Raw genomic sequence first — 18,244 nt, forward strand, 5'->3', positions numbered from 1 at the left:
TATATTTGTCGATTTAAACCACGATCGCTTTATATCGCCTATTACGCCTCAATTTTGCCAATAAAGGTTTCAATGCGTTTAAGTCCCTCAACGATATTGTCCATGCTTGTCGCATACGATAAGCGAACATATTGATCCGCACCGAATGCAATACCGGGGATGACGGCAACACGATCTGTTTCCAAGAGCGCATCGGCAAATGATAACGAATCTTCAATGTGCAGGTTATTAACCTTTTTGCCATAAAATGAAGATACATCCATCATCACATAAAAAGCGCCCTTCGGATTTACACAGGTAATGCCCTTCATTGCAGCAATTGTTTTCACCATATACTGACGGCGTTCGTCAAAGGCTCTTCGCATGGTCTCAATCGTATCCTGATTGCCGTCAAGTGCTTCAATGCCGGCATACTGCGCAATTGTGTTCGGATTAGATGTCGCATGCGATTGGATATTACTCATGATCTTTGCAATCGCCTCATTGCTTGCCGTATAACCAATACGCCATCCAGTCATGGCATAAGCTTTACTTAAACCGTTCACGACGATGGTTCGCTCTTTGATGGCTTCACTAAATGAAGCGACACTGACATGTTTTTCGTCATAAATCAACTTTTCATAGATTTCATCTGAGATAATATAAAGATCATTTTCAACGGCAAAATCACCAATTTGTCTTAAAAGCGCTTCACTGTAAACCGCACCTGTCGGATTATTAGGACTATTAATCATGATCGCTTTCGTCTTAGGCGTCAATGCCGCATTTAACGTTTCTATCGTTACCGTAAAATCATTTGCAGCAGTTGTCTCCACAATCACCGGTTCACCATCTGCAAGCTTGACAAGTTCATAATAACTCACCCAGTAAGGCCCTGGTATTAGTACTTCATCACCTGGATTGCAGATCGCCATCAGCACATTGTTTAGCGAGTGTTTTGCACCATTTGATACGACAATGTTTTTTGAAGTATATTCAAGACCGTTATCACGCGCCAGTTTTCGACAAATGGCTTCTTTGAGTTCTAATAATCCAGATGCTGGTGTATAGCCGTTGCCGCCTTTATTGATTCGTTCTATGGCTGCATTTCGAATATTTTCAGGTGTATTGAAATCCGGCTCGCCCGCGCCGAAGCTGACGACATCAATACCTTGTGCCTGCAATTGTTTTGCTTTTGCCGATATGGCCAAAGTCAATGAAGCGGCGATACCCGCGTTCTTTTCAGATAATGCCTTCATAATGTCCTCCATTTTCATTTCTCTAACCATTTTAACAAGCGGAGGCACGGTTGTATATCCAAAATTTGAATTTACTTGCAAATCAAATTAAAATAATGGATTCCTTTGTTTTTATCGGCTGGTGATGTTCTAAATGCAATACAAACTTCATTATTTAAACTTCATCAGAATGCCTTTCACCCACTATCGCGCGTCAAAATTTTCGCGTTCAGCGATCATGCTGCGAAAGCGGCTGCCATCGTATTGATAAACATGCAGTTTCGCATTGTCGGCTACACCATAAGCGGCTAAATCTTTAATCTCACCGCCATTAAACAGCAGCCGCATCATCATGAGCGTCACGCCGTGTGTAATCACCAATACTTTTTTAGGGCGTAAATGATTAAAATGTACTTGAACAAGTTCCTTGATAAAGTGATCAACTCTGTCTTTAACATCATAATAACTTTCTGCGCCAGACAGCGAAAACCGCTCAGGTTTATGAAAATAATCGTCAAAAGCCATTTCGTAATCACGTCTAATCTCTGTCATCAGCTTGCCCTGCCATTCGCCAAGCCCCATTTCCATGATTCGTTCATCTTTAACGATTTCAGGTTTCATGGGTGATAAGGCTATTTCCAGCGTTTTATAGGCACGTTCGCTTGGCGAACTGTAATAGGCATCAAATTGAATATGATCGATTTCGCGACCAAGTGTCTCAGCACTTGCAATGCCCTGTTCAGTCAGTGCAGAATTTAGCCATCCTTGAAGTCGCCCTTCTCGATTCCATTCTGTCTGTCCATGTCGAGCGATGTAAATTTCCAGCATGCGTTTCCCCTTTATTAAGATTTAAGGCAATTGCATCATTTAACATTATTTCGCATCTCTGAAGCAGCCGTTATCAAGAAAATGCTGTCAACTGTAAGAATGCCGCTATGATGCTATAAAGCCCTAATTTATACTATATACTATGCGCAAATCATGAGGCAACCCCATCATAAAAACTTATTCAATTTTGAGAAATATATATCGCCGTATCTTCTTGATGATTCCCTTGATTGATCGATTTAAAGATACATAAAGCTTTCAGCGAACGCAAAATAACCGCCGGCCATGCCGACGGTCATTATTATATAAACGTGTTACCTGTAACGGTCGTTAAAAGTTTCATCGTTTGTTTCATCTCTATCTGAAAAAGTACGATACGTATTTTGGTCATACTGTATGTCGTCGGGATCATCAAATTCATCTTCAGACGCTAAATTTTCAGCAATGATTTCACGTTTAAGCACTTGATAGAGGTGCCCCATCGTCGCATCAACATATGGATTGACAAACCATGTGCCGATACCGAAGAATAATCCCCCAAGTATAAACCACCCAATGAAGGATATGTCTAGAACAAAGATGTTGAACTTATGCGTATATGTCATTTCTTCACTGAGTCTCAGTGCATCCCGACGATCCATCTGTGGATTCTCAGCCAAAATATACGGTACCATTCGGTAAGCATATGATTTGATGATACCAGGGATAATCAATGCTAAAAACCAAAGTAAAACGATCACATTTTTATAGAGCATTGTGATGACAACATTTTTATATCCACCTGAGTGAAAGATGCTGGTCACGTGTTCAAGTTTACTTGGTTCACCTTCAGCTGCTTTTAAAAAATATTTTCTCCCGCCAACTTCAAGTGGTGCGCCTACAAAGATGCCAAAGGCAACAGCAGCGATAAACAAACCAATGGCAAAGACAACGCCCAGCACCATAAGCGGTGATGCAACCGAAATCATCTCGGAGGATCCCATATCGAAATTCACCTTAAACATGCCTGGTTTTTGCGATAGCCCACCGCCGACAATCATAATGACAAAACTCACTAAAAATGCATGCAGATAATTGCTTCGTAAATATTTCTTAGCTCGATCTTTGAGCTCTACCCTAGTCCACATATAGACCTCCTTGCTTTCTATGTTTTCATTCTACCCAAAAAATATTAAGATTAAATAAAGAAAGGATTAGATTTCAGTGCCGAATGCATTGGAATCCAATCCTCTTCCCGCTTATCAATTATTGCCTTAAAGCATTGCCAATACGCCGATTGACAAAATAGTCTATCGATAGATGACAATCTCATCTAAGCTTCCCAAGTGTTCAAAATCCTCATCGGCCAGCAACATCCGCGTGTAGCCTCCCATGCGCTCAGTAAACAACAGCGGCACGAGACCCTTTCGCTGTGCTATTTGACAAGCATCCAAAATAATTTGTTTGCCTATTTTCTGTCCTCTTGCCGGCTTTAACAAGAATATATCACTTATTTTTGCGTAATTCCCCAATGTCACATCCATACTTACTGTGCCGCGAACTTGTCCATCAACCATGTATACATAGAGTTCATCCTGATTAATCACAGGGACATCGCCGTTGAGATAAAGCCGCTTAAATATTTGTGAACGATTTTCCGGCGGTACATTCTGTACCACCTGCATTAACGTTTCATTGTCCAGTTCATGCAGTTTAAAGAGCTTATTCGCACATGGATCTGCCAGCATATTCCGCGTTATTTTAAACGCCTCAAATTTGAGCCCAATATGCCAGTTTAAATTTTTCATTTTAGAAAAATAAGTGGCAATGTACGCGCCCACTTGCGGCCGCGTAATTAACGTCACTGAATCCCGATGTGCAAAATTAGCATAAAATGATTTCGAAATCGCATCACATAAATTTTGATCTGTCATCGCCTCTGCGAGAATCCATACCGGCGACGCCTCGTCTGATTGAATAAAACTGTAGCGTCTAGTCACATCAGCCTTGATAATGGCATAAGGATTTTCAATGAGTTTCCCAACACCACAGTAAAGTGCTGCCTGCGCTTCATACCATGCAGTCTGAAAACACGAATCGCCGCGTTGAATGACTTCCATCATGGGATCACCTCGATTTCCATCGTTGCATAACGCAGTGTGTAGTGTACACTTAAAAAATGCGGTTTCTCTGCCAAATCAACTATTTTAGACGGTTTTTCACAACAGCTGACATTGGCAAAATGTACAGTGCCATTAAGTCTTAATCGCGTATCGGCATTAATCAGCAGGCGAATTCTCGCGTAATCCCCTGTAATTGTCAGTAAGATATCATGCGTTAAATCTGCTTCCGTTAAATCAATCACCAATTGAGAATAGGCAACACCAATGCGCTCAGATGCCAGATCATCAGTCCCCAACCGAATAACCTGTCTGCTCATCCATAGCATACGGTCTAAGTGGTGCACCATTGTCTGGTACTTACGATGCGTTTTATACATAATGGCACTGTCGGCAATCATGCCCGCTAGTGCCAGATTGCGTACGCATCTAAGTGTCTTCCTCATGTCCTGCCTCCTTTCAATTGATTTCCATGCCCATTAAAATACCGTCATAAAAAGTCCCATTTACCGATAAATCGCGCGTCCGCTTCCCTTCGTATTGAAAGCCAAGTTTTTTATAGAGCTGAATGGCGCGATCATTATCTGAACGTACGGTTAAATTGATTTTGCGAATGACACCGGATATCTTAGCCCATTCGATCAAGGTGGTCAGCATCGCTTCTCCAACACCAAGTCCCCAGTGCGACTTTAAGACTGTAATGCCAAACTCACCTGTATGCTTCGTGCGCTCTCTTTGTTCACAGGTAAAACTGAGTGCCGATACTAGTACCTCATCAATAAAACCGAGCAGATAAATAGCATTTTCGGATCTTCGAATATTATCAAGATACTGCCGTTCTTCATCAAAGGTTAATCCGAACTCGCCAGCACCGAAATTCAGGTTGTCGGTTTCACCGCTGACACTGTTGATATAAGCCAATAACATAGCTGTATCTTCAACGGTAACTTCTCTAATTTTTAATTCGCGCCCGTCCTTTAGTTTATAATATACCCAGTTATAATCGGTTGGCTCCATTTTTCGGTCTCCTCATTCATGTTAACACTATTATAATCAATTTTAACAGGCGATGCATTAGAAAACCATTATTTCGACTGATAATTCTCCAAATTCACCATGAAAGCCTCTAAAAAAAACGCTATAATGATGGTAGAGTATGCTTTCCCAATTGCAGCTCAATCCAATTTCATCGATCTTAAGAGAGGATACAATATGATTCAATACCATGCACCAAAACAATTTCAGTCTTTCAAGCAAAATACATATGCCAAAAATGGCATGGTTGCGACTTCTTCCCCGCTTGCAGCACAGGCAGGCCTTCAAATGCTGAAATTAGGCGGCAATGCCATTGATGCCGCAATTGCTACTGCCATTACACTCACTGTCGTTGAACCAACTTCCAACGGCATTGGCGGTGACGCTTTTGCCATTGTTTATAAAGATGGCGAACTTCATGGTCTCAACAGCAGCGGTGATGCACCTGAAGCGATTAGTATTGATGCTGTTAAAGCAAAGGGATTTCATTCTATACCATCTCATGGCGCCATTCCCGTTACAGTTCCCGGCGCACCGGCAGCTTGGATAGCATTGTCAAAACGCTTTGGCAAACTGCCGTTTGAAAAATTATTTGAACCTGCCATTCAACATGCACAAGATGGCTTTATCATCTCTGACTATGTCTCTCACCATTGGCAAATTGCTTACCGTCATTATTCCGCTATGAATGTTCCCGGTCTAGAACATTGGTTTCATGCGTTTGCACCTAAGGGCCGCGCGCCGAAAGCAGGTGAAATATGGCATCAGCCGGATCAGGCACGTACGTTGAAAGAGATTGCAGACAGTCAAACAGCTTCTTTTTACAGTGGTACACTTTCGTCAAAAATCGTCGACACGCTGCAACGTTATGGCGGCTTTATGAAAGAATCTGATTTAACACAATACTTACCGGAATGGGTTGCCCCCATTCAACTCAATTACCGAGGCTACGAAATCTGTGAAATACCACCAAATGGACAAGGTGTCACAGCACTGATGGCACTTAACGCCCTACGTCAGTTCAATCTTTCATCGATACCTCGCGATCTTGCAATACACCACCAGATTGAAGCCATCAAACAAGCCTTTGTTGATGTTGCAGCGACAGTCGCAGATCAGCGCTTCAAACCATTTGATCTTGACTACTATCTCTCTTCGGCTTACGGAAGCCTGAGTGCATCAAAGCAATCTGGTATAGCACAGCTGCCTGAACACATTCCGTCTCCAACAGGCGGCACCGTTTATCTTTGTACAGCGGATTCGGAAGGCAACATGGTTTCATTTATTCAAAGCAACTATATGGGATTCGGGTCGGGAATTGTCGTTCCTGAAACGGGAATCGCCCTTCACAACCGCGGCTATAATTTCTCCTTTGATCCAAATCATCCAAATGCCCTTGCAGGTGAAAAGCGTCCCTACCATACTATCATCCCCGGCTTTATCATGAAAGACGGCAAAGCCGTTGGCCCATTTGGCGTTATGGGGGGCTTTATGCAACCGCAAGGTCACTTACAGGTCATTTCAAATCTTATTGATTTTGGCATGTCGCCTCAAGACTCGCTCGATGCACCGCGCTGGCAATGGATGAAAGAAAAATTGATTAACGTAGAACACAGCATGCCGGAATATCTCATCAAAGCACTTTCTCAGCGTTCACATGATCTTTCAATACCGCTGGACAACGCCACCTTTGGCAGGGGACAAATGATTTTACGCCTGCCGGAAGGCGGCTATATCGGTGGTACTGAAATGCGCTGTGACGGTTATATCGCCGTCTGTTGATGTCCCGCTCTCAAAAAATGCAACAAAACCGATTGCAGGTATTCTAACCGCAATCGGTTTTCTATTATTTGAAGAAATAACATTCTTCAAATTTTAATCCTTTCGCTACAATGTATTAAAAACTTTACCTCACACTGCAAGACGTTCGAGCATAAAAAGAACCATATGATTCGAATTAATTGCTGCATCTTTGGCAAATTCATCAAAATTCACATGCGCTTCGCCGTTCGCCTGATCTGAAATGGCGCGTATAATGACAAAAGGCCGATGATTCAGCACACAGGTATGCGCAATGGCAGCACCTTCCATTTCTGTCGTCGCCGCATGAAAAACGTCTACAAGCATCTGTTTCTTCTCCTGTGACGAAATGAATTGATCCCCTGATACAACGCGCCCTTTTAAAATTTGCTGTCCTTTAACGGATGCCATCCCAGCTTCATAAGCAACATCAATCAATTTTTCATCTGCTTTATAAACGGATGTTGCCTGCCTTGGTACAATACCCAACTCATAACCAAAGACGGTTACATCAAAATCATGTTCCATACAGTCAGTAGATATGACGATGTCCCCAATTCTAAGCCGCTCGTCCAGTGCTCCTGAAACGCCGGTATTAATAATAGACTGCACGCTAAATTCATTAATAAGCACTTGCGTACAGACTGCAGCATTTACTTTTCCAACACCACAAGTCACCACGACGACATCAACATCCTTCAATTTACCGGCATAAAATGACATGCCAGCCATTTCTAATACATTGTCAATCGCCATTTCTGCTTTTAATTTTTCAGTTTCTAAATCCATCGCACCAATAATGCCAATCATAAAAACCTCCTATGACGGATAATTAAGCTGCTCCTCAGTAATATTTTTTAAAACATTCAAATAGTTTAACGCTTCTTGCTTCGCACCAGCCAGATCATGCAGTTTATAATTACCGCATTCAATGGCACTGACGCCTGGAATATCACCTGTATATTGTGCAACAAAGTCAAAACCGCCCGTTAAAAGCGGCAGTACATCCTCAGAGGTTAATTCACCTTCCAAAATTAAATACATGCCTGTCAAACACCCCATTGGGCCAAAATAGACAATGCGTTTGCCAAAGGTTTCATCATTTCTGAAATAAGTTGCCAACAAGTGTTCCAATGTGTGAATCGAACCGTTTTCTAGTGCTTCGGCATTCGGCATTTTCATCCGTATATCAAATGTCGTCAAGATGACATCTTTGAACTGATCGCGACGTGATACATAAACGCCTTTCTGCAGCCGATTGTGATCCACTTCGAAACTTTCAATTTTTTTCATAATTGCACTCCTTTATTGCCATGCTTCAACATTTTATCCTAACCAAAGCCATTCATCAAGTTAATATATTCACTGGCGCTGGTGTTTTTATGTCATTTTGAAAGATTTGAATCTTTTTGCTTTCATTTTTTTTGACAATGTCAACAATACTGCTAAAAATTGCCACAATCTTCTCAGCGTTGACAGTGCTCTCCTGATAATACTTACGTGCTTCATCGGCTTGATGGTTTTTGACTGCCTCAATAACTTTGCCGCCATTGGTATGAAGTGTTTTATGGATGACGTCAATTTGTGCCCACAAGTCTGACAGGTCGGCATTATAGACCTCAATACTCTTATAAAAATGACCAAAACCACAGCGATTGCCGTCTGTCTGCAGCGGCGTTACCGTCATTGTCTCTGTTATTTGAGCCAATTTTTTCATCCATTGCTTATGGGATGCGATGGCGTTTTCAATAATCGTAACAAATTCTTCATTGCTAAGCGCATTCCGTCCACCATTTAATGCGTCCATCATCGTCTTGACATTTCCAGAAAGCTTATCATCAATTGCCTTGATATTTTCAGCAAATACTTGACTTTCTTTAGCACTGTCAAAAATGCTCTCTGTCATATAACGCAGTTTTTGGGCGTCTTCACTTGAGGCATTCATTGCCTGATTAATCTCTTCTGTAGAAATCTGGATACCAGACATTGCTGCATTGATTTCATGGATGCCATTGATCGCATCACGCATCAAATCCATATTGCCATTGAGCGTATCCGAAACATTCGTAATCTGTTCACTCATATTAGCGGTTGCGTCGAGCGTTGTCTTCATGCTCGTTTCTCCTTCGGCCGCCGTTTTCTTGATGCTGGTGACGAAATTATTCATGCCTTCCAAACTTTGCTTGGTGCCATCTGCCAATTTTCGGATTTCTTCTGCGACAACGGCAAATCCTCTGCCGCTTTCGCCTGCTCTTGCAGCTTCAATTGAGGCATTTAATGCTAATAGATTAGTTTGATCTGCAATATCGCCAACGCTTTTGACAATTTCATTGACCTTATCAGTCATATCAATAAGGTTTTGAATATGCTGATGCATAATTTCAGCTTCTTCGATGACATTGTCTTTTAACGCCATGACATTGTTCAGCTGGACGAGGCCCTCTTCGTTCTGGTTCAGCAGCTCCGCAGATGATGCCGACAATTGTTCGAGTGTCTCAGATGCCTCTGTCACAGTTGTACTCACTTGTGTCATACTGGCATTCGTCTCTTCGACAATTGCCAAGTTTGACTCACTGAGTTCTGCCATGTCTTCTGCAAATTGAACGAGTTTATCGGATGTGTACGCCATGTTGACATCAAATTCGCTAAGCGAAACCGCAACATTTAAAACATCTTTTGATACCTCAGATAATTTTTTTTCACTGTTGAACAACCGCTTAAAAAAGTATAGCAGATTCTTGTGAATCGGATATTCAACTTTTGGTTCAACGGTATCTTCACCCAAAATATGCGATTCCACATGTTGTAAGATACACTCTGCTTCTTCACATGGTGCCTTTCTAAATAATGCCCTCTTTCTTCTCATCGTTTCCTCCAGAATGTGTCCTTGCTTTTCGACTCCATAGATTATAAAAATTGTATCATTATAAATTCATTTTGAAAAGTAAAGTTTGCGCAAAAAACCTCTAATGCTGTTGATGTTATCAGCACTAGAGGTTCGTGATATTCGACAAGTTAAAGTCAGTTACTCTTTAATATGTGCTTTTATAGCATTCACTAAAAATGCAGTGGCGCCTTCGCCAATCCGCTCATAATAAACTTTGAAACGATCGTCACTCAAATACATCTCGGCCAATTGCCGATGCGTTTCACCGGCATATTCAACCCAGTAAATGGTTAACCAGTCGCGATGTACCTCCGCGAGCTTTTTAGCGATAATACCTTCTGAATCGCCACTGCGAAGCCCTTCTAAAATAAGTCTTTCAATTTCTGCTGAAAGCCCTTCTGCTTCTTGCGCCTTTTTTGGCGTCAACTTCAGAAACTTCTCATTGGCAGCATCAATTGTATCATTACCATAGCGGCGTCTTATTTCTTCGCCGTAAAGTGCTTCATTTTCTGCAATGCGTTCTGCTTTAAATCCCTCAAACTTTTCGTGATTGTCCATAATCGTACCTCTTTCTTTCGAAACGATTGTCTTTTCAACGGTCGCAATAATGCGCTTTAGCCGTTTCTCCTCATCTTTTAATGCATTCAAATGAGCTTTGAGTTGTGATACTTCATCATTTGGCTTTTTTAAGATGGATGCAATGTCTTTTAGCGGTACCGCGAGTTCTCTCAAAATAAGAATATGCTGCAATTGATCCACTGCTACTTCATCATAAAACCGATAACCGGATTCAGCATTGCGACCTGCTTCAATCAAACCAATTGATTCATAATATCTCAACGTTCGCGTTGTAATACCCGAAAGATTTGCTAGCTCTGTTATTGAATACATTTTTACCTCCAGTATCAATCGATTGATACCTTCATGATAATGGTTGCCGTTGCGTCAATGTCAAGAAAAAAAAGAAAGAAATTGATATTGTTTGATATTTTAATTGATTTACGATCTCAAAATTATTGAATCACTTCATCCGCATCGTTATTTACTGGTACTTTCACGGCAATTGCCACTAATAAATTCACAACAGAAAGACCTGCCGCCAAAAAGAAAATATACTGCGGCCCCCATGATACCCATACGATCCCACCAAGGTATGCACAGAGAATAGAGACAAAGTGATCCATACTCTGTCCCAAAGTCAGCGTTGGGGTTATATCAGAAGCACTAAGCACAATGGTTTTTAAATAGACTGTCCGTACAATACTCATTTGTGTCGACATGCGGTCAATAATAAAGAGGCCATATGCCAATAGAACACCAATGCCCACTTTAGGCAACGAATCACTGACATACCCCGCACTGAGCAATCCATATAGCAAATAGACCCCAATAAATGACAGCGCATCTGCATAAAGCAGCTTTTTGACGCCATAGCGATCAAGCCAACGTCCAAGTGCCGGTATAAAGAAGATACCAACAAACGATGAAATAATCGTTAAAATAGCCAATGTATCCGCCTGTTTATTCAGCAGTTCAATCAAAACCCATGGTCCATAAACCATCATGATTTGTTTTTGAACACCAAACATGACTACCAAAATATAGTATAAGCTGTACTGCTTTCGGAAAACAACTTTCAACTTTGGCTGATGATGCGATACCTGCATATGTCGATCGAGTTTCAGCATCAGATAAAATACGACAATTGCAGATGCACCCGCCAGTAAAAAAAGCCATTTTACCGGTGATACAAAACTTAGAAAGCCCTTTTTAAAGCCAATGAAGACAAACACCGACGCCAACATCTGAAAGCCAGTAAAAATCCCTTTATACTGCCCCATCCGGACACCCATCTTGTCTTTTTCAGCAAGGGCCAGCCCAATACTGTCCTGAAGCGGAAAGAACAAGTGCATCCCCATTGAGTTGATAAAGATAAAAAGAAGCATCATATTAAAACTCGGTGTAGTAACCCCCAGTACAATAATGCCAATGGCACTTAGAATCTGTGCAATCATTGAAATGCGCAGGTCTGATAAAAAAGAGAGGCCTGCAATAACAAAGATCGAAATAATTCCGGGAATTTCTCTAGGGAATTCAATGAGCCCACGCTGATAAGCATCAACTTGATAGGCATCTTTGAAATAGTTCGAAACAACATTATTGCTAAATGCCAAGCCAATTGCCGTAAAGATCAAAATACTGATATAGAGCTTCATCGCGGTATCCATTACACGCATTTGAGCTATATACCCCTGACCCCATCGCCTTATTTTCTGCATACGTTTCTCCTCTGGACACTTAAAATCCAGTATTTACACCTAAAGGTGGAAACACTGGATTTCTTAATCATCATTCTTTTTAATCTTTATTTAGAACAATAGGCTTCACTTGAACAGAACATCAGCATGCTCATGCTGCATTAGCGCTTATAATAGAAAAACGTTTTGCTCGTTTCAAAATTATACCGCTGCGGCTGAATAATCTGTTCTGTACTGCCGACAAAAAAATAGCCATCATGATTTAAAGAATCATAGAAGTTGCGGTACATTTCATCTTTTGCTTCTTCTGTAAAATAAATCATGACATTTCGGCACACGACGAGGTCAAATCCCTTTGGATAAGAATCACGCAATAGATTCATTTTTTTAAACTCGACACACTGTTTAATTTCATCTTTGACGCGATAGCTCTTGCCAATGAGTTCAAAATACTTTCGCTGATATGCTTCTGGTACATTCTTGATGGCCTTATCTGAATAGACGCCCATCTTTGCTTTCGCGATTGCTTCATCATCAAAGTCAACTGCATGAATTTTAATTTCCTTTAACGGTAAAAATTCACTGAGACACATCACTAATGAATAAGGTTCTTCACCTGTTGAGCATGCAGCCGACCATATTTTCGGCTTTTTAGTACGCTTCAAAATCGAAGGAAAGATATCAGCCCTCAACGTCTCCCATTGGGTTGGGTTACGATAAAACTCAGAGACGTTTATCGTCAAGTAGTTGACAAATTCATCAAAGGCATTTTTATTGCTGTCAATTAATGCGTAGTAGGCATCAAAACTTGATAAACCATTTCTCGTAATCAGTGATTCGATACGTCTTTTCATCTGACGTTCTTTGTAAAGTGATAAGTCCAATTTTGTCTTTTGATAGACGCGCTCTTTAAACTTCTCATATCCTTCCATAAATGATTATCTCCCGTTTGCAAATTTTAGAGTTATTGATTTCATTATACCCTAACTTGAAAACATTTAAGCAATTAGTATTGTCTCAAACACTTAAAAAACCACTATTACTAGTGGTTTTCAAGTATTTGCGTCATAGGAAAGCAATGTGATCTATGCTGTGCTCATTTTCAATGATACCAGTGTCTTGCTCCTGCAATGACACGGTGATCGTCATCGGAAATGAAAACATCGGACGTTGCTTACATGTCCTCTTCTACAAAATCATCCGCTTCTTCAACAACATCCATATCTTCAACCGCTTTCATAGAAAGTTTTACTTTCTTTTCCTCAACATTGTATTCAAGAATTTTAACGGTTACAATTTGATTGATGTTTAAAACATCTTCCGGCTTCTCAACATGCTCTTTTGCAATATGAGAGACGTGAACCAAGCCTTCAATGCCCGGTTCGAGCTCAACAAACGCACCAAAATCAGTCAAGTTTACAATTTTACCATCGTAAATGTCATCGACATAATATTTGGATTCGAAAGTCGCCCAAGGCTCTTCAGTCAATTGTTTAATACTAAGCGAAATTTTATTTTCTTCTTTATTGGCGTCAATTATCTTGACATCAATTTTATCACCGACTTTTACAAATTCTGATGCAGGTTTAATTCTGCCCCAGCTCATTTCAGTCACGTGAACAAGACCATCCATGCCGCCGATATCAACAAAAGCACCAAAGTTCGTAAGGCGTTTAACTTCACCTTTCACAATTTTGCCAATTTCAATCGTTTGCCAGAATGCTTCTCTTTGAGCCGCTTTCTCACGAATTGCAAATTCTTTGTGTGAGAAAACCGCACGTCTTTTTTGCTTGTTGATTTCGACGATTTTAACTTTTAAGTCTTGACCAACATAAGGTTTAAGGTTTTTAACAAAGCGGTCAGACAGTTGTGACGCTGGGACAAAACCTCTGATTTCTTTGTAAAACGCTATTAAACCACCATTAACGGATTCAGTAATTTTTACTGTAATTTCCGCATCTTCTTCATTGAGCTTATCAAGCTCTTCCCAGTCTTTATCGACATTGACCTTTCTTAATGAGAGAAGGATATTGCCTTCGCCGTTGTCGTGGCTGACGACATAGACATCGAGCTCATCACCTTCGTGAAAGTTCTTAAAATTGTCGAAGTTAGGATCAGACGATATTTCGTTCTTAGGGATTACGCCGTCAGATTTATATCCAACGTTAACGATGACCACGTCTTCGTTAACCTGAATTACGCTTCCTTTCACAATTGACCCTCTTCTTGGGATTTTTAATGATTCTTCGATTTGTTCCATCATTTCAGCCATTGAACTATGATTTTCCATCAAAAAATACCTCGCCTTCATTTTCTATTTTAAGAATGACGGATTGGATAATCCAATCAGGTGTCGATGCACCAGCAGTAACGCCAATTTTTACATTACCAATCAACTTAGACACATTTAAGTCATCCTTAGTTTCAATATGAATGGTTTTAACAACATCGGAACATACTTCGACCAGCTTTTTCGTGTTGGAACTGTGCCTGTCGCCCACGACAATCATTAAATCCACATTTGCTGCCAGAGTCTTACACGCATCCTGGCGTTGCGTTGTTGCTAAACAAATTGTATTCTTTACAATACTATTTAACAAAATTTTAGATAGTTCGTCAACAATCTTTTCCCAAAGACCAATGTTAAACGTCGTTTGAGCGACAATACATGTCGGTTTTGCCGTTTCTTCAATCTTTTCTATATCGGATAAAGTCTTGATGATTGTGGCTTGGTCATCACACCATCCATTGATCCCAATGACCTCTGGATGTGATGAATCGCCCACAACAATAATATTATAACCTTTTAGGTGATAAGATGAAACCGTATTTTGAATTTTTTTGACATATGGACAAGTCGCATCAATCAGCGGAATGCCGTATTGCGCTGCCATATCATAGACGCGTTTTGGCGCACCGTGAGAACGGATAATCAATTTTTCACTATCCCTTCTATTATCTATGAAATCTTGAATATTTTCAATGACTTTTATGCCTTTTTTCTCATAATATTGTGTAACATGTTGATTATGAATGATTGGACCCAGCGTATAAGCAAGTATTTGCTCACTTTTGACGGATTTTTCAATTACATCGTCCAATATTTGGGTGGCGCGTTTAACACCATAGCAGAATCCTGCGTATTCTGCAATTTGTATTTGCACTTGCTTTGCCTCCTGATCATTAAGCGGTGGTGAATACAACCAGCTGTGTCTCTTTCATCGTCACCGCTATCACTTCGCCCTATAATATAACATATTTTCGTACAGCTGGTTAATGATTTCTTGAGATTTGGCTTCGAGTGTCGGCGCATCAATTTTTTTACCATAGAATTCTTCGAGATAAATGGGATCGTGGTAAACGATGCGAATGGGGCCAAAGCATTTGTAGGTAGAATCAATGGTGATGGGTAATATAGGTGTTTCTGTACGATAAGCCATCATGGCGACGCCGCCTTTAACAGGCAACGGCGTATTGGTTCGATTGCGGGTCCCCTCTGGAAAGAGTCCCAAATTTTCATTGCTTCTGAGAAGCTTTAAAGCCTTTTTGATCGCGTGTATGTCATTGCTCTCGCGATCAACTGGAAAAACATAGACCATATCGAGCACTTTTGCAACGATTCGGTTTTTAAACAATTCCTTTTTTGCCATAAAGTGTGCCTGAATCGGCATAAAACCTCCCAGCAAAAACGGATCATGATTGCTGAGATGATTGGCGCAGATAACATATTGCTTTGTAAAATCAATGCGGTCAGCGCCTACAATCTCCACTTTAAAAAACATATTATAGTAGAGACGCGCCAAGCGACTGCAAAAATCGTAGAATTTATTCACGCGTTTGAAACCACCTTCCGATTTTGAATAATCTCAAGCAAAGCATTAACGACTTCCTCTATGTTAAATGTCGTCGTATCAATGCATATGGCATCTGAAGCCTGAGCGAGCGGTGCACAGGCACGTTCTGAATCGAGCTTATCTCTTAATTCGATTTCCTTAGTCAGCGTTTTCAAATCTGTCTCAAAACCTTTGGCAGCTAATTCTCTCAACCGTCTGCTTGCACGCTCTTCAGCACTTGCAACGAGGAAGAACTTATAATCTGCATTCGGCAGAACGTGTGTGCCGATGTCTCGCCCATCCATAATAACATTTTTATTTGAAGCGATTTGCTGCTGCTGCTTCACCATGACCTCTCGCACGTGTACATCCATCGCAACTTTCGAAACATTTCTCGAAACTTCAGGCTGGCGTATGGCTTCTGTACAATCTTCCCGATCCATTAAAACCCGATCTTTGTCAAAATCAATCGCAATGGTATCAACAATGGCTTTCAATGCTTGAGGATCGTTCAGATCAATCTGTGACCTAAGCGCTTTTAGTGTCACGGTACGATACATCGCACCGGTATCCAGATAAATAAATCCCAAAACCTGTGCCAACTTCTTTGCAACCGTACTTTTACCAGACCCAGCCGGGCCATCAATGGCAATCTGTATCAAATTTTTATTCACTCCCATTTTATACCGTGATGCTGCCGCCTCTCACCCATACGGATATGTTTGCAAGATGATTAAAATAATCATCATCGAAGCCGCACATCTCATTTAAAAAGATTCGTAAAAATAAATACCACCATGTTGGTGGTATTTCACTTTAGATTATATCGCAAATCGAGGGTTAAAGCAATTCATTATCCCCTATTTGATATTGTAAACACCATATTCATCCCATATGCGTTCCAGTTTCTCCAGATTGCGTTCAACACCTTCTTTTCGCATACTGACGCCGATGATTAAGGCATTTAGTAAACTCATTGGTGCGACGAGAGAATCAATAAATGTGTTCATGTTGTATTTTGCGATTAAACAGTATTTTACTTTTTCATAAAGTGGTGAATTGAGCCCATCGGTAATGCCAATGATTGTTGCATTGTTTTTAATGGCATAATTCACACAATCGTATGTTCGCTTTGAGTAGCGCGGAAAAGAAAGCGCAATCATCAAATCGTCCTTAGATAAGTTCAGAAGCTGATCGTAAACATCCTGTGCACTCTCTTGGATAATATGAACCTCTGGCAATATGAAATTTAAATAAAATCCCAAATAATGCGCCAGTACTGATGAACTCCGAAGTCCTAAAACATAGACCTTTCTCGCTTTGATAATCTCATCCACAACACGGGACATCATCTCAAAGTCAAATTGATCAATGGTAAAGCGAATATTGTCAATATCATTGATCATGATCTTTGTTAAATATTCTGTTTCCGTATGCTCTTTCGAAAATTCAAATCGCTGTACGGTTGTCAATTTTGTTTTAATGGATTCTTGAAGTTCCTTTTGAAGCTGCGGATAACCGTCATAATCAATGGCATTTGCAAATCTTACAACGGTTGATTCACTGATGTCAACGTTTTTGCCAAGTGTCGAAGCTGTCATAAAGGCAACCTTGTCATAATTTTCCAGAATATAATCCGCAATTTTTTTATGGCTTTTACTCAGCGACAAATATTTTTGTCTTATGCGTCCTAACAAATCAGAACTACTCATCAAATCACCTATTTAGATTGATTTGCCAGTTCATACCCTTTCTGTAAAGCCATTTGATTCAAGGTTTCAGTACCTTTTGGAATCCTAGCCATTATAGCGGCTTCAAGACTTTCCTCAGTTACAATTTTCGTCAGTCCAACAATGACGCCAAGTGCAATAATGTTAGCAACGATTTCTTTGCCGACATCATTCCGTGCTGCTTCAATAATTGGCAGCTTGTAGATATGCTTTGCGACAATCCCTTCGGGAAGTTCAATGCTGTCATCTACAATAACAGTGCCCTCTTCAGAAACATCACTGATATACTTGTTTGCTGCAACTTGTGTTAATGCAAAAGTCATGTTTGGAATCGTAACTTTTGGAAAATCTATGGCTTCATTACTGATAATTACCTCAGCTTTACTTGCACCGCCCCTAGCTTCAGGACCGTAGCTTTGAGTTTGAATGGCATTTTTTTGATCACGTATCGCGGCCTCCGCCAGGATGATGCCCGCTGTGATAAGACCTTGACCGCCTGAACCGGACAATCTAAGTTCTAATTGATCACTCATGATTTCATCTCCTTTATTATACAC

At 40.6% G+C, this 18,244-nt stretch carries 19 protein-coding genes; 1 reads left to right on the forward strand and 18 read right to left on the reverse strand.

Annotated elements, in window-relative coordinates:
- Positions 1 to 41: 41 nt before the first annotated feature.
- From KHM83_RS08230 to KHM83_RS08255, 6 genes are all read right to left on the reverse strand, one after another.
- Entirely contained in the window at positions 42 to 1,238 is a 1,197-nt protein-coding gene (locus tag KHM83_RS08230; protein ID WP_213236523.1) for a pyridoxal phosphate-dependent aminotransferase, read from the reverse strand.
- 183 nt (positions 1,239 to 1,421) lie between these two features.
- Positions 1,422 to 2,045: a histidine phosphatase family protein gene (locus tag KHM83_RS08235; RefSeq protein WP_213236524.1), complete on the reverse strand. Its 624-nt coding sequence runs from the start codon at positions 2,043 to 2,045 to the stop codon at positions 1,422 to 1,424.
- A 314-nt stretch (positions 2,046 to 2,359) separates the two neighbouring features.
- On the reverse strand, positions 2,360 to 3,172 hold the full coding sequence (locus KHM83_RS08240) for a DUF975 family protein (RefSeq protein ID WP_213236525.1): 813 nt from the start codon (positions 3,170 to 3,172) through the stop codon (positions 2,360 to 2,362).
- A gap of 162 nt (positions 3,173 to 3,334) precedes the next feature.
- On the reverse strand, positions 3,335 to 4,147 hold the full coding sequence (locus tag KHM83_RS08245) for a GNAT family N-acetyltransferase (protein ID WP_213236526.1): 813 nt from the start codon (positions 4,145 to 4,147) through the stop codon (positions 3,335 to 3,337).
- Positions 4,144 to 4,590: a hypothetical protein gene (locus tag KHM83_RS08250; protein WP_213236527.1), complete on the reverse strand. Its 447-nt coding sequence runs from the start codon at positions 4,588 to 4,590 to the stop codon at positions 4,144 to 4,146. Before KHM83_RS08250 ends, KHM83_RS08245 begins: the two co-directional genes overlap by 4 nt.
- A 13-nt stretch (positions 4,591 to 4,603) precedes the next feature.
- Positions 4,604 to 5,161 (reverse strand): GNAT family N-acetyltransferase, encoded by a 558-nt coding sequence (locus tag KHM83_RS08255; RefSeq protein WP_246542963.1) that lies wholly within the window; start codon positions 5,159 to 5,161, stop codon positions 4,604 to 4,606.
- A gap of 195 nt (positions 5,162 to 5,356) precedes the next feature.
- Between KHM83_RS08255 and KHM83_RS08260 the strand changes: the two genes are divergently transcribed.
- Entirely contained in the window at positions 5,357 to 6,961 is a 1,605-nt protein-coding gene (locus KHM83_RS08260) for a gamma-glutamyltransferase family protein (RefSeq protein WP_213236528.1), read from the forward strand.
- Between the two features lie 129 nt (positions 6,962 to 7,090).
- On the opposite strand, the gene KHM83_RS08265 is transcribed toward KHM83_RS08260, so the two are convergent.
- The 12 genes from KHM83_RS08265 to KHM83_RS08320 all read right to left on the reverse strand — a co-directional run bounded on the left by KHM83_RS08265 (position 7,091) and on the right by KHM83_RS08320 (position 18,220).
- Complete coding sequence (locus tag KHM83_RS08265; protein WP_213236529.1) at positions 7,091 to 7,789, reverse strand: 5'-methylthioadenosine/adenosylhomocysteine nucleosidase; 699 nt, start codon at positions 7,787 to 7,789, stop codon at positions 7,091 to 7,093.
- A gap of 9 nt (positions 7,790 to 7,798) precedes the next feature.
- Positions 7,799 to 8,272, reverse strand: coding sequence for an S-ribosylhomocysteine lyase (locus tag KHM83_RS08270; RefSeq protein WP_213236530.1), 474 nt, complete (start codon positions 8,270 to 8,272; stop codon positions 7,799 to 7,801).
- Between the two features lie 55 nt (positions 8,273 to 8,327).
- The gene (locus tag KHM83_RS08275) at positions 8,328 to 9,845 is read right to left on the reverse strand and encodes a methyl-accepting chemotaxis protein (protein ID WP_213236531.1); all 1,518 of its coding nucleotides are present in this window, start codon (positions 9,843 to 9,845) and stop codon (positions 8,328 to 8,330) included.
- 159 nt (positions 9,846 to 10,004) lie between these two features.
- Complete coding sequence (locus KHM83_RS08280) at positions 10,005 to 10,757, reverse strand: MerR family transcriptional regulator (RefSeq protein ID WP_213236532.1); 753 nt, start codon at positions 10,755 to 10,757, stop codon at positions 10,005 to 10,007.
- Positions 10,758 to 10,879: 122 nt separating this feature from the next.
- Entirely contained in the window at positions 10,880 to 12,145 is a 1,266-nt protein-coding gene (locus KHM83_RS08285) for an MFS transporter (RefSeq protein ID WP_246542964.1), read from the reverse strand.
- 140 nt (positions 12,146 to 12,285) lie between these two features.
- Positions 12,286 to 13,056 carry a CheR family methyltransferase gene (locus KHM83_RS08290; RefSeq protein WP_213236533.1) on the reverse strand — a complete coding sequence of 257 codons (771 nt, stop codon included), beginning with the start codon at positions 13,054 to 13,056 and terminating at the stop codon, positions 12,286 to 12,288.
- A gap of 242 nt (positions 13,057 to 13,298) precedes the next feature.
- Entirely contained in the window at positions 13,299 to 14,414 is a 1,116-nt protein-coding gene (gene rpsA / locus KHM83_RS08295; RefSeq protein ID WP_213236534.1) for a 30S ribosomal protein S1, read from the reverse strand.
- A complete protein-coding gene (gene ispH, locus KHM83_RS08300) occupies positions 14,401 to 15,288 on the reverse strand; it encodes a 4-hydroxy-3-methylbut-2-enyl diphosphate reductase (protein ID WP_213236535.1) in 888 nt (295 codons plus the stop codon). The genes rpsA and ispH overlap by 14 nt, the downstream gene beginning before the upstream one ends.
- 69 nt (positions 15,289 to 15,357) lie before the next feature.
- Positions 15,358 to 15,957, reverse strand: a complete 600-nt coding sequence (locus tag KHM83_RS08305; protein WP_213236536.1) for a lysophospholipid acyltransferase family protein — start codon at positions 15,955 to 15,957, stop codon at positions 15,358 to 15,360.
- Complete coding sequence (gene cmk, locus KHM83_RS08310) at positions 15,954 to 16,637, reverse strand: (d)CMP kinase (protein WP_213236537.1); 684 nt, start codon at positions 16,635 to 16,637, stop codon at positions 15,954 to 15,956. Before cmk ends, KHM83_RS08305 begins: the two co-directional genes overlap by 4 nt.
- 180 nt (positions 16,638 to 16,817) lie before the next feature.
- Positions 16,818 to 17,669 (reverse strand): MurR/RpiR family transcriptional regulator, encoded by an 852-nt coding sequence (locus tag KHM83_RS08315; RefSeq protein WP_213236538.1) that lies wholly within the window; start codon positions 17,667 to 17,669, stop codon positions 16,818 to 16,820.
- A gap of 8 nt (positions 17,670 to 17,677) precedes the next feature.
- The gene (locus tag KHM83_RS08320) at positions 17,678 to 18,220 is read right to left on the reverse strand and encodes a 2-oxoacid:acceptor oxidoreductase family protein (protein WP_213236539.1); all 543 of its coding nucleotides are present in this window, start codon (positions 18,218 to 18,220) and stop codon (positions 17,678 to 17,680) included.
- Positions 18,221 to 18,244 lie beyond the last annotated feature (24 nt).

Source organism: Fusibacter paucivorans (genome assembly GCF_018390735.1).
Classification (GTDB): domain Bacteria; phylum Bacillota; class Clostridia; order Peptostreptococcales; family Acidaminobacteraceae; genus Fusibacter; species Fusibacter paucivorans.

Coding starts and splice junctions, on each gene's coding strand:
- KHM83_RS08255 (WP_246542963.1), bottom strand. CDS start 5,161: ATGGAGCCAACCGATTATAACTGGGTATATTATAAACTAAAGGACGGG.
- KHM83_RS08315 (WP_213236538.1), bottom strand. CDS start 17,669: ATGAGTAGTTCTGATTTGTTAGGACGCATAAGACAAAAATATTTGTCG.
- KHM83_RS08320 (WP_213236539.1), bottom strand. CDS start 18,220: ATGAGTGATCAATTAGAACTTAGATTGTCCGGTTCAGGCGGTCAAGGT.
- KHM83_RS08275 (WP_213236531.1), bottom strand. CDS start 9,845: ATGAGAAGAAAGAGGGCATTATTTAGAAAGGCACCATGTGAAGAAGCA.
- KHM83_RS08230 (WP_213236523.1), bottom strand. CDS start 1,238: ATGAAGGCATTATCTGAAAAGAACGCGGGTATCGCCGCTTCATTGACT.
- KHM83_RS08270 (WP_213236530.1), bottom strand. CDS start 8,272: ATGAAAAAAATTGAAAGTTTCGAAGTGGATCACAATCGGCTGCAGAAA.
- KHM83_RS08290 (WP_213236533.1), bottom strand. CDS start 13,056: ATGGAAGGATATGAGAAGTTTAAAGAGCGCGTCTATCAAAAGACAAAA.
- cmk (WP_213236537.1), bottom strand. CDS start 16,637: ATGGGAGTGAATAAAAATTTGATACAGATTGCCATTGATGGCCCGGCT.
- KHM83_RS08265 (WP_213236529.1), bottom strand. CDS start 7,789: ATGATTGGCATTATTGGTGCGATGGATTTAGAAACTGAAAAATTAAAA.
- KHM83_RS08285 (WP_246542964.1), bottom strand. CDS start 12,145: ATGCAGAAAATAAGGCGATGGGGTCAGGGGTATATAGCTCAAATGCGT.
- KHM83_RS08260 (WP_213236528.1), top strand. CDS start 5,357: ATGATTCAATACCATGCACCAAAACAATTTCAGTCTTTCAAGCAAAAT.
- KHM83_RS08245 (WP_213236526.1), bottom strand. CDS start 4,147: ATGATGGAAGTCATTCAACGCGGCGATTCGTGTTTTCAGACTGCATGG.
- KHM83_RS08250 (WP_213236527.1), bottom strand. CDS start 4,590: ATGAGGAAGACACTTAGATGCGTACGCAATCTGGCACTAGCGGGCATG.
- KHM83_RS08280 (WP_213236532.1), bottom strand. CDS start 10,757: ATGTATTCAATAACAGAGCTAGCAAATCTTTCGGGTATTACAACGCGA.
- KHM83_RS08240 (WP_213236525.1), bottom strand. CDS start 3,172: ATGTGGACTAGGGTAGAGCTCAAAGATCGAGCTAAGAAATATTTACGA.
- KHM83_RS08235 (WP_213236524.1), bottom strand. CDS start 2,045: ATGCTGGAAATTTACATCGCTCGACATGGACAGACAGAATGGAATCGA.
- rpsA (WP_213236534.1), bottom strand. CDS start 14,414: ATGGAAAATCATAGTTCAATGGCTGAAATGATGGAACAAATCGAAGAA.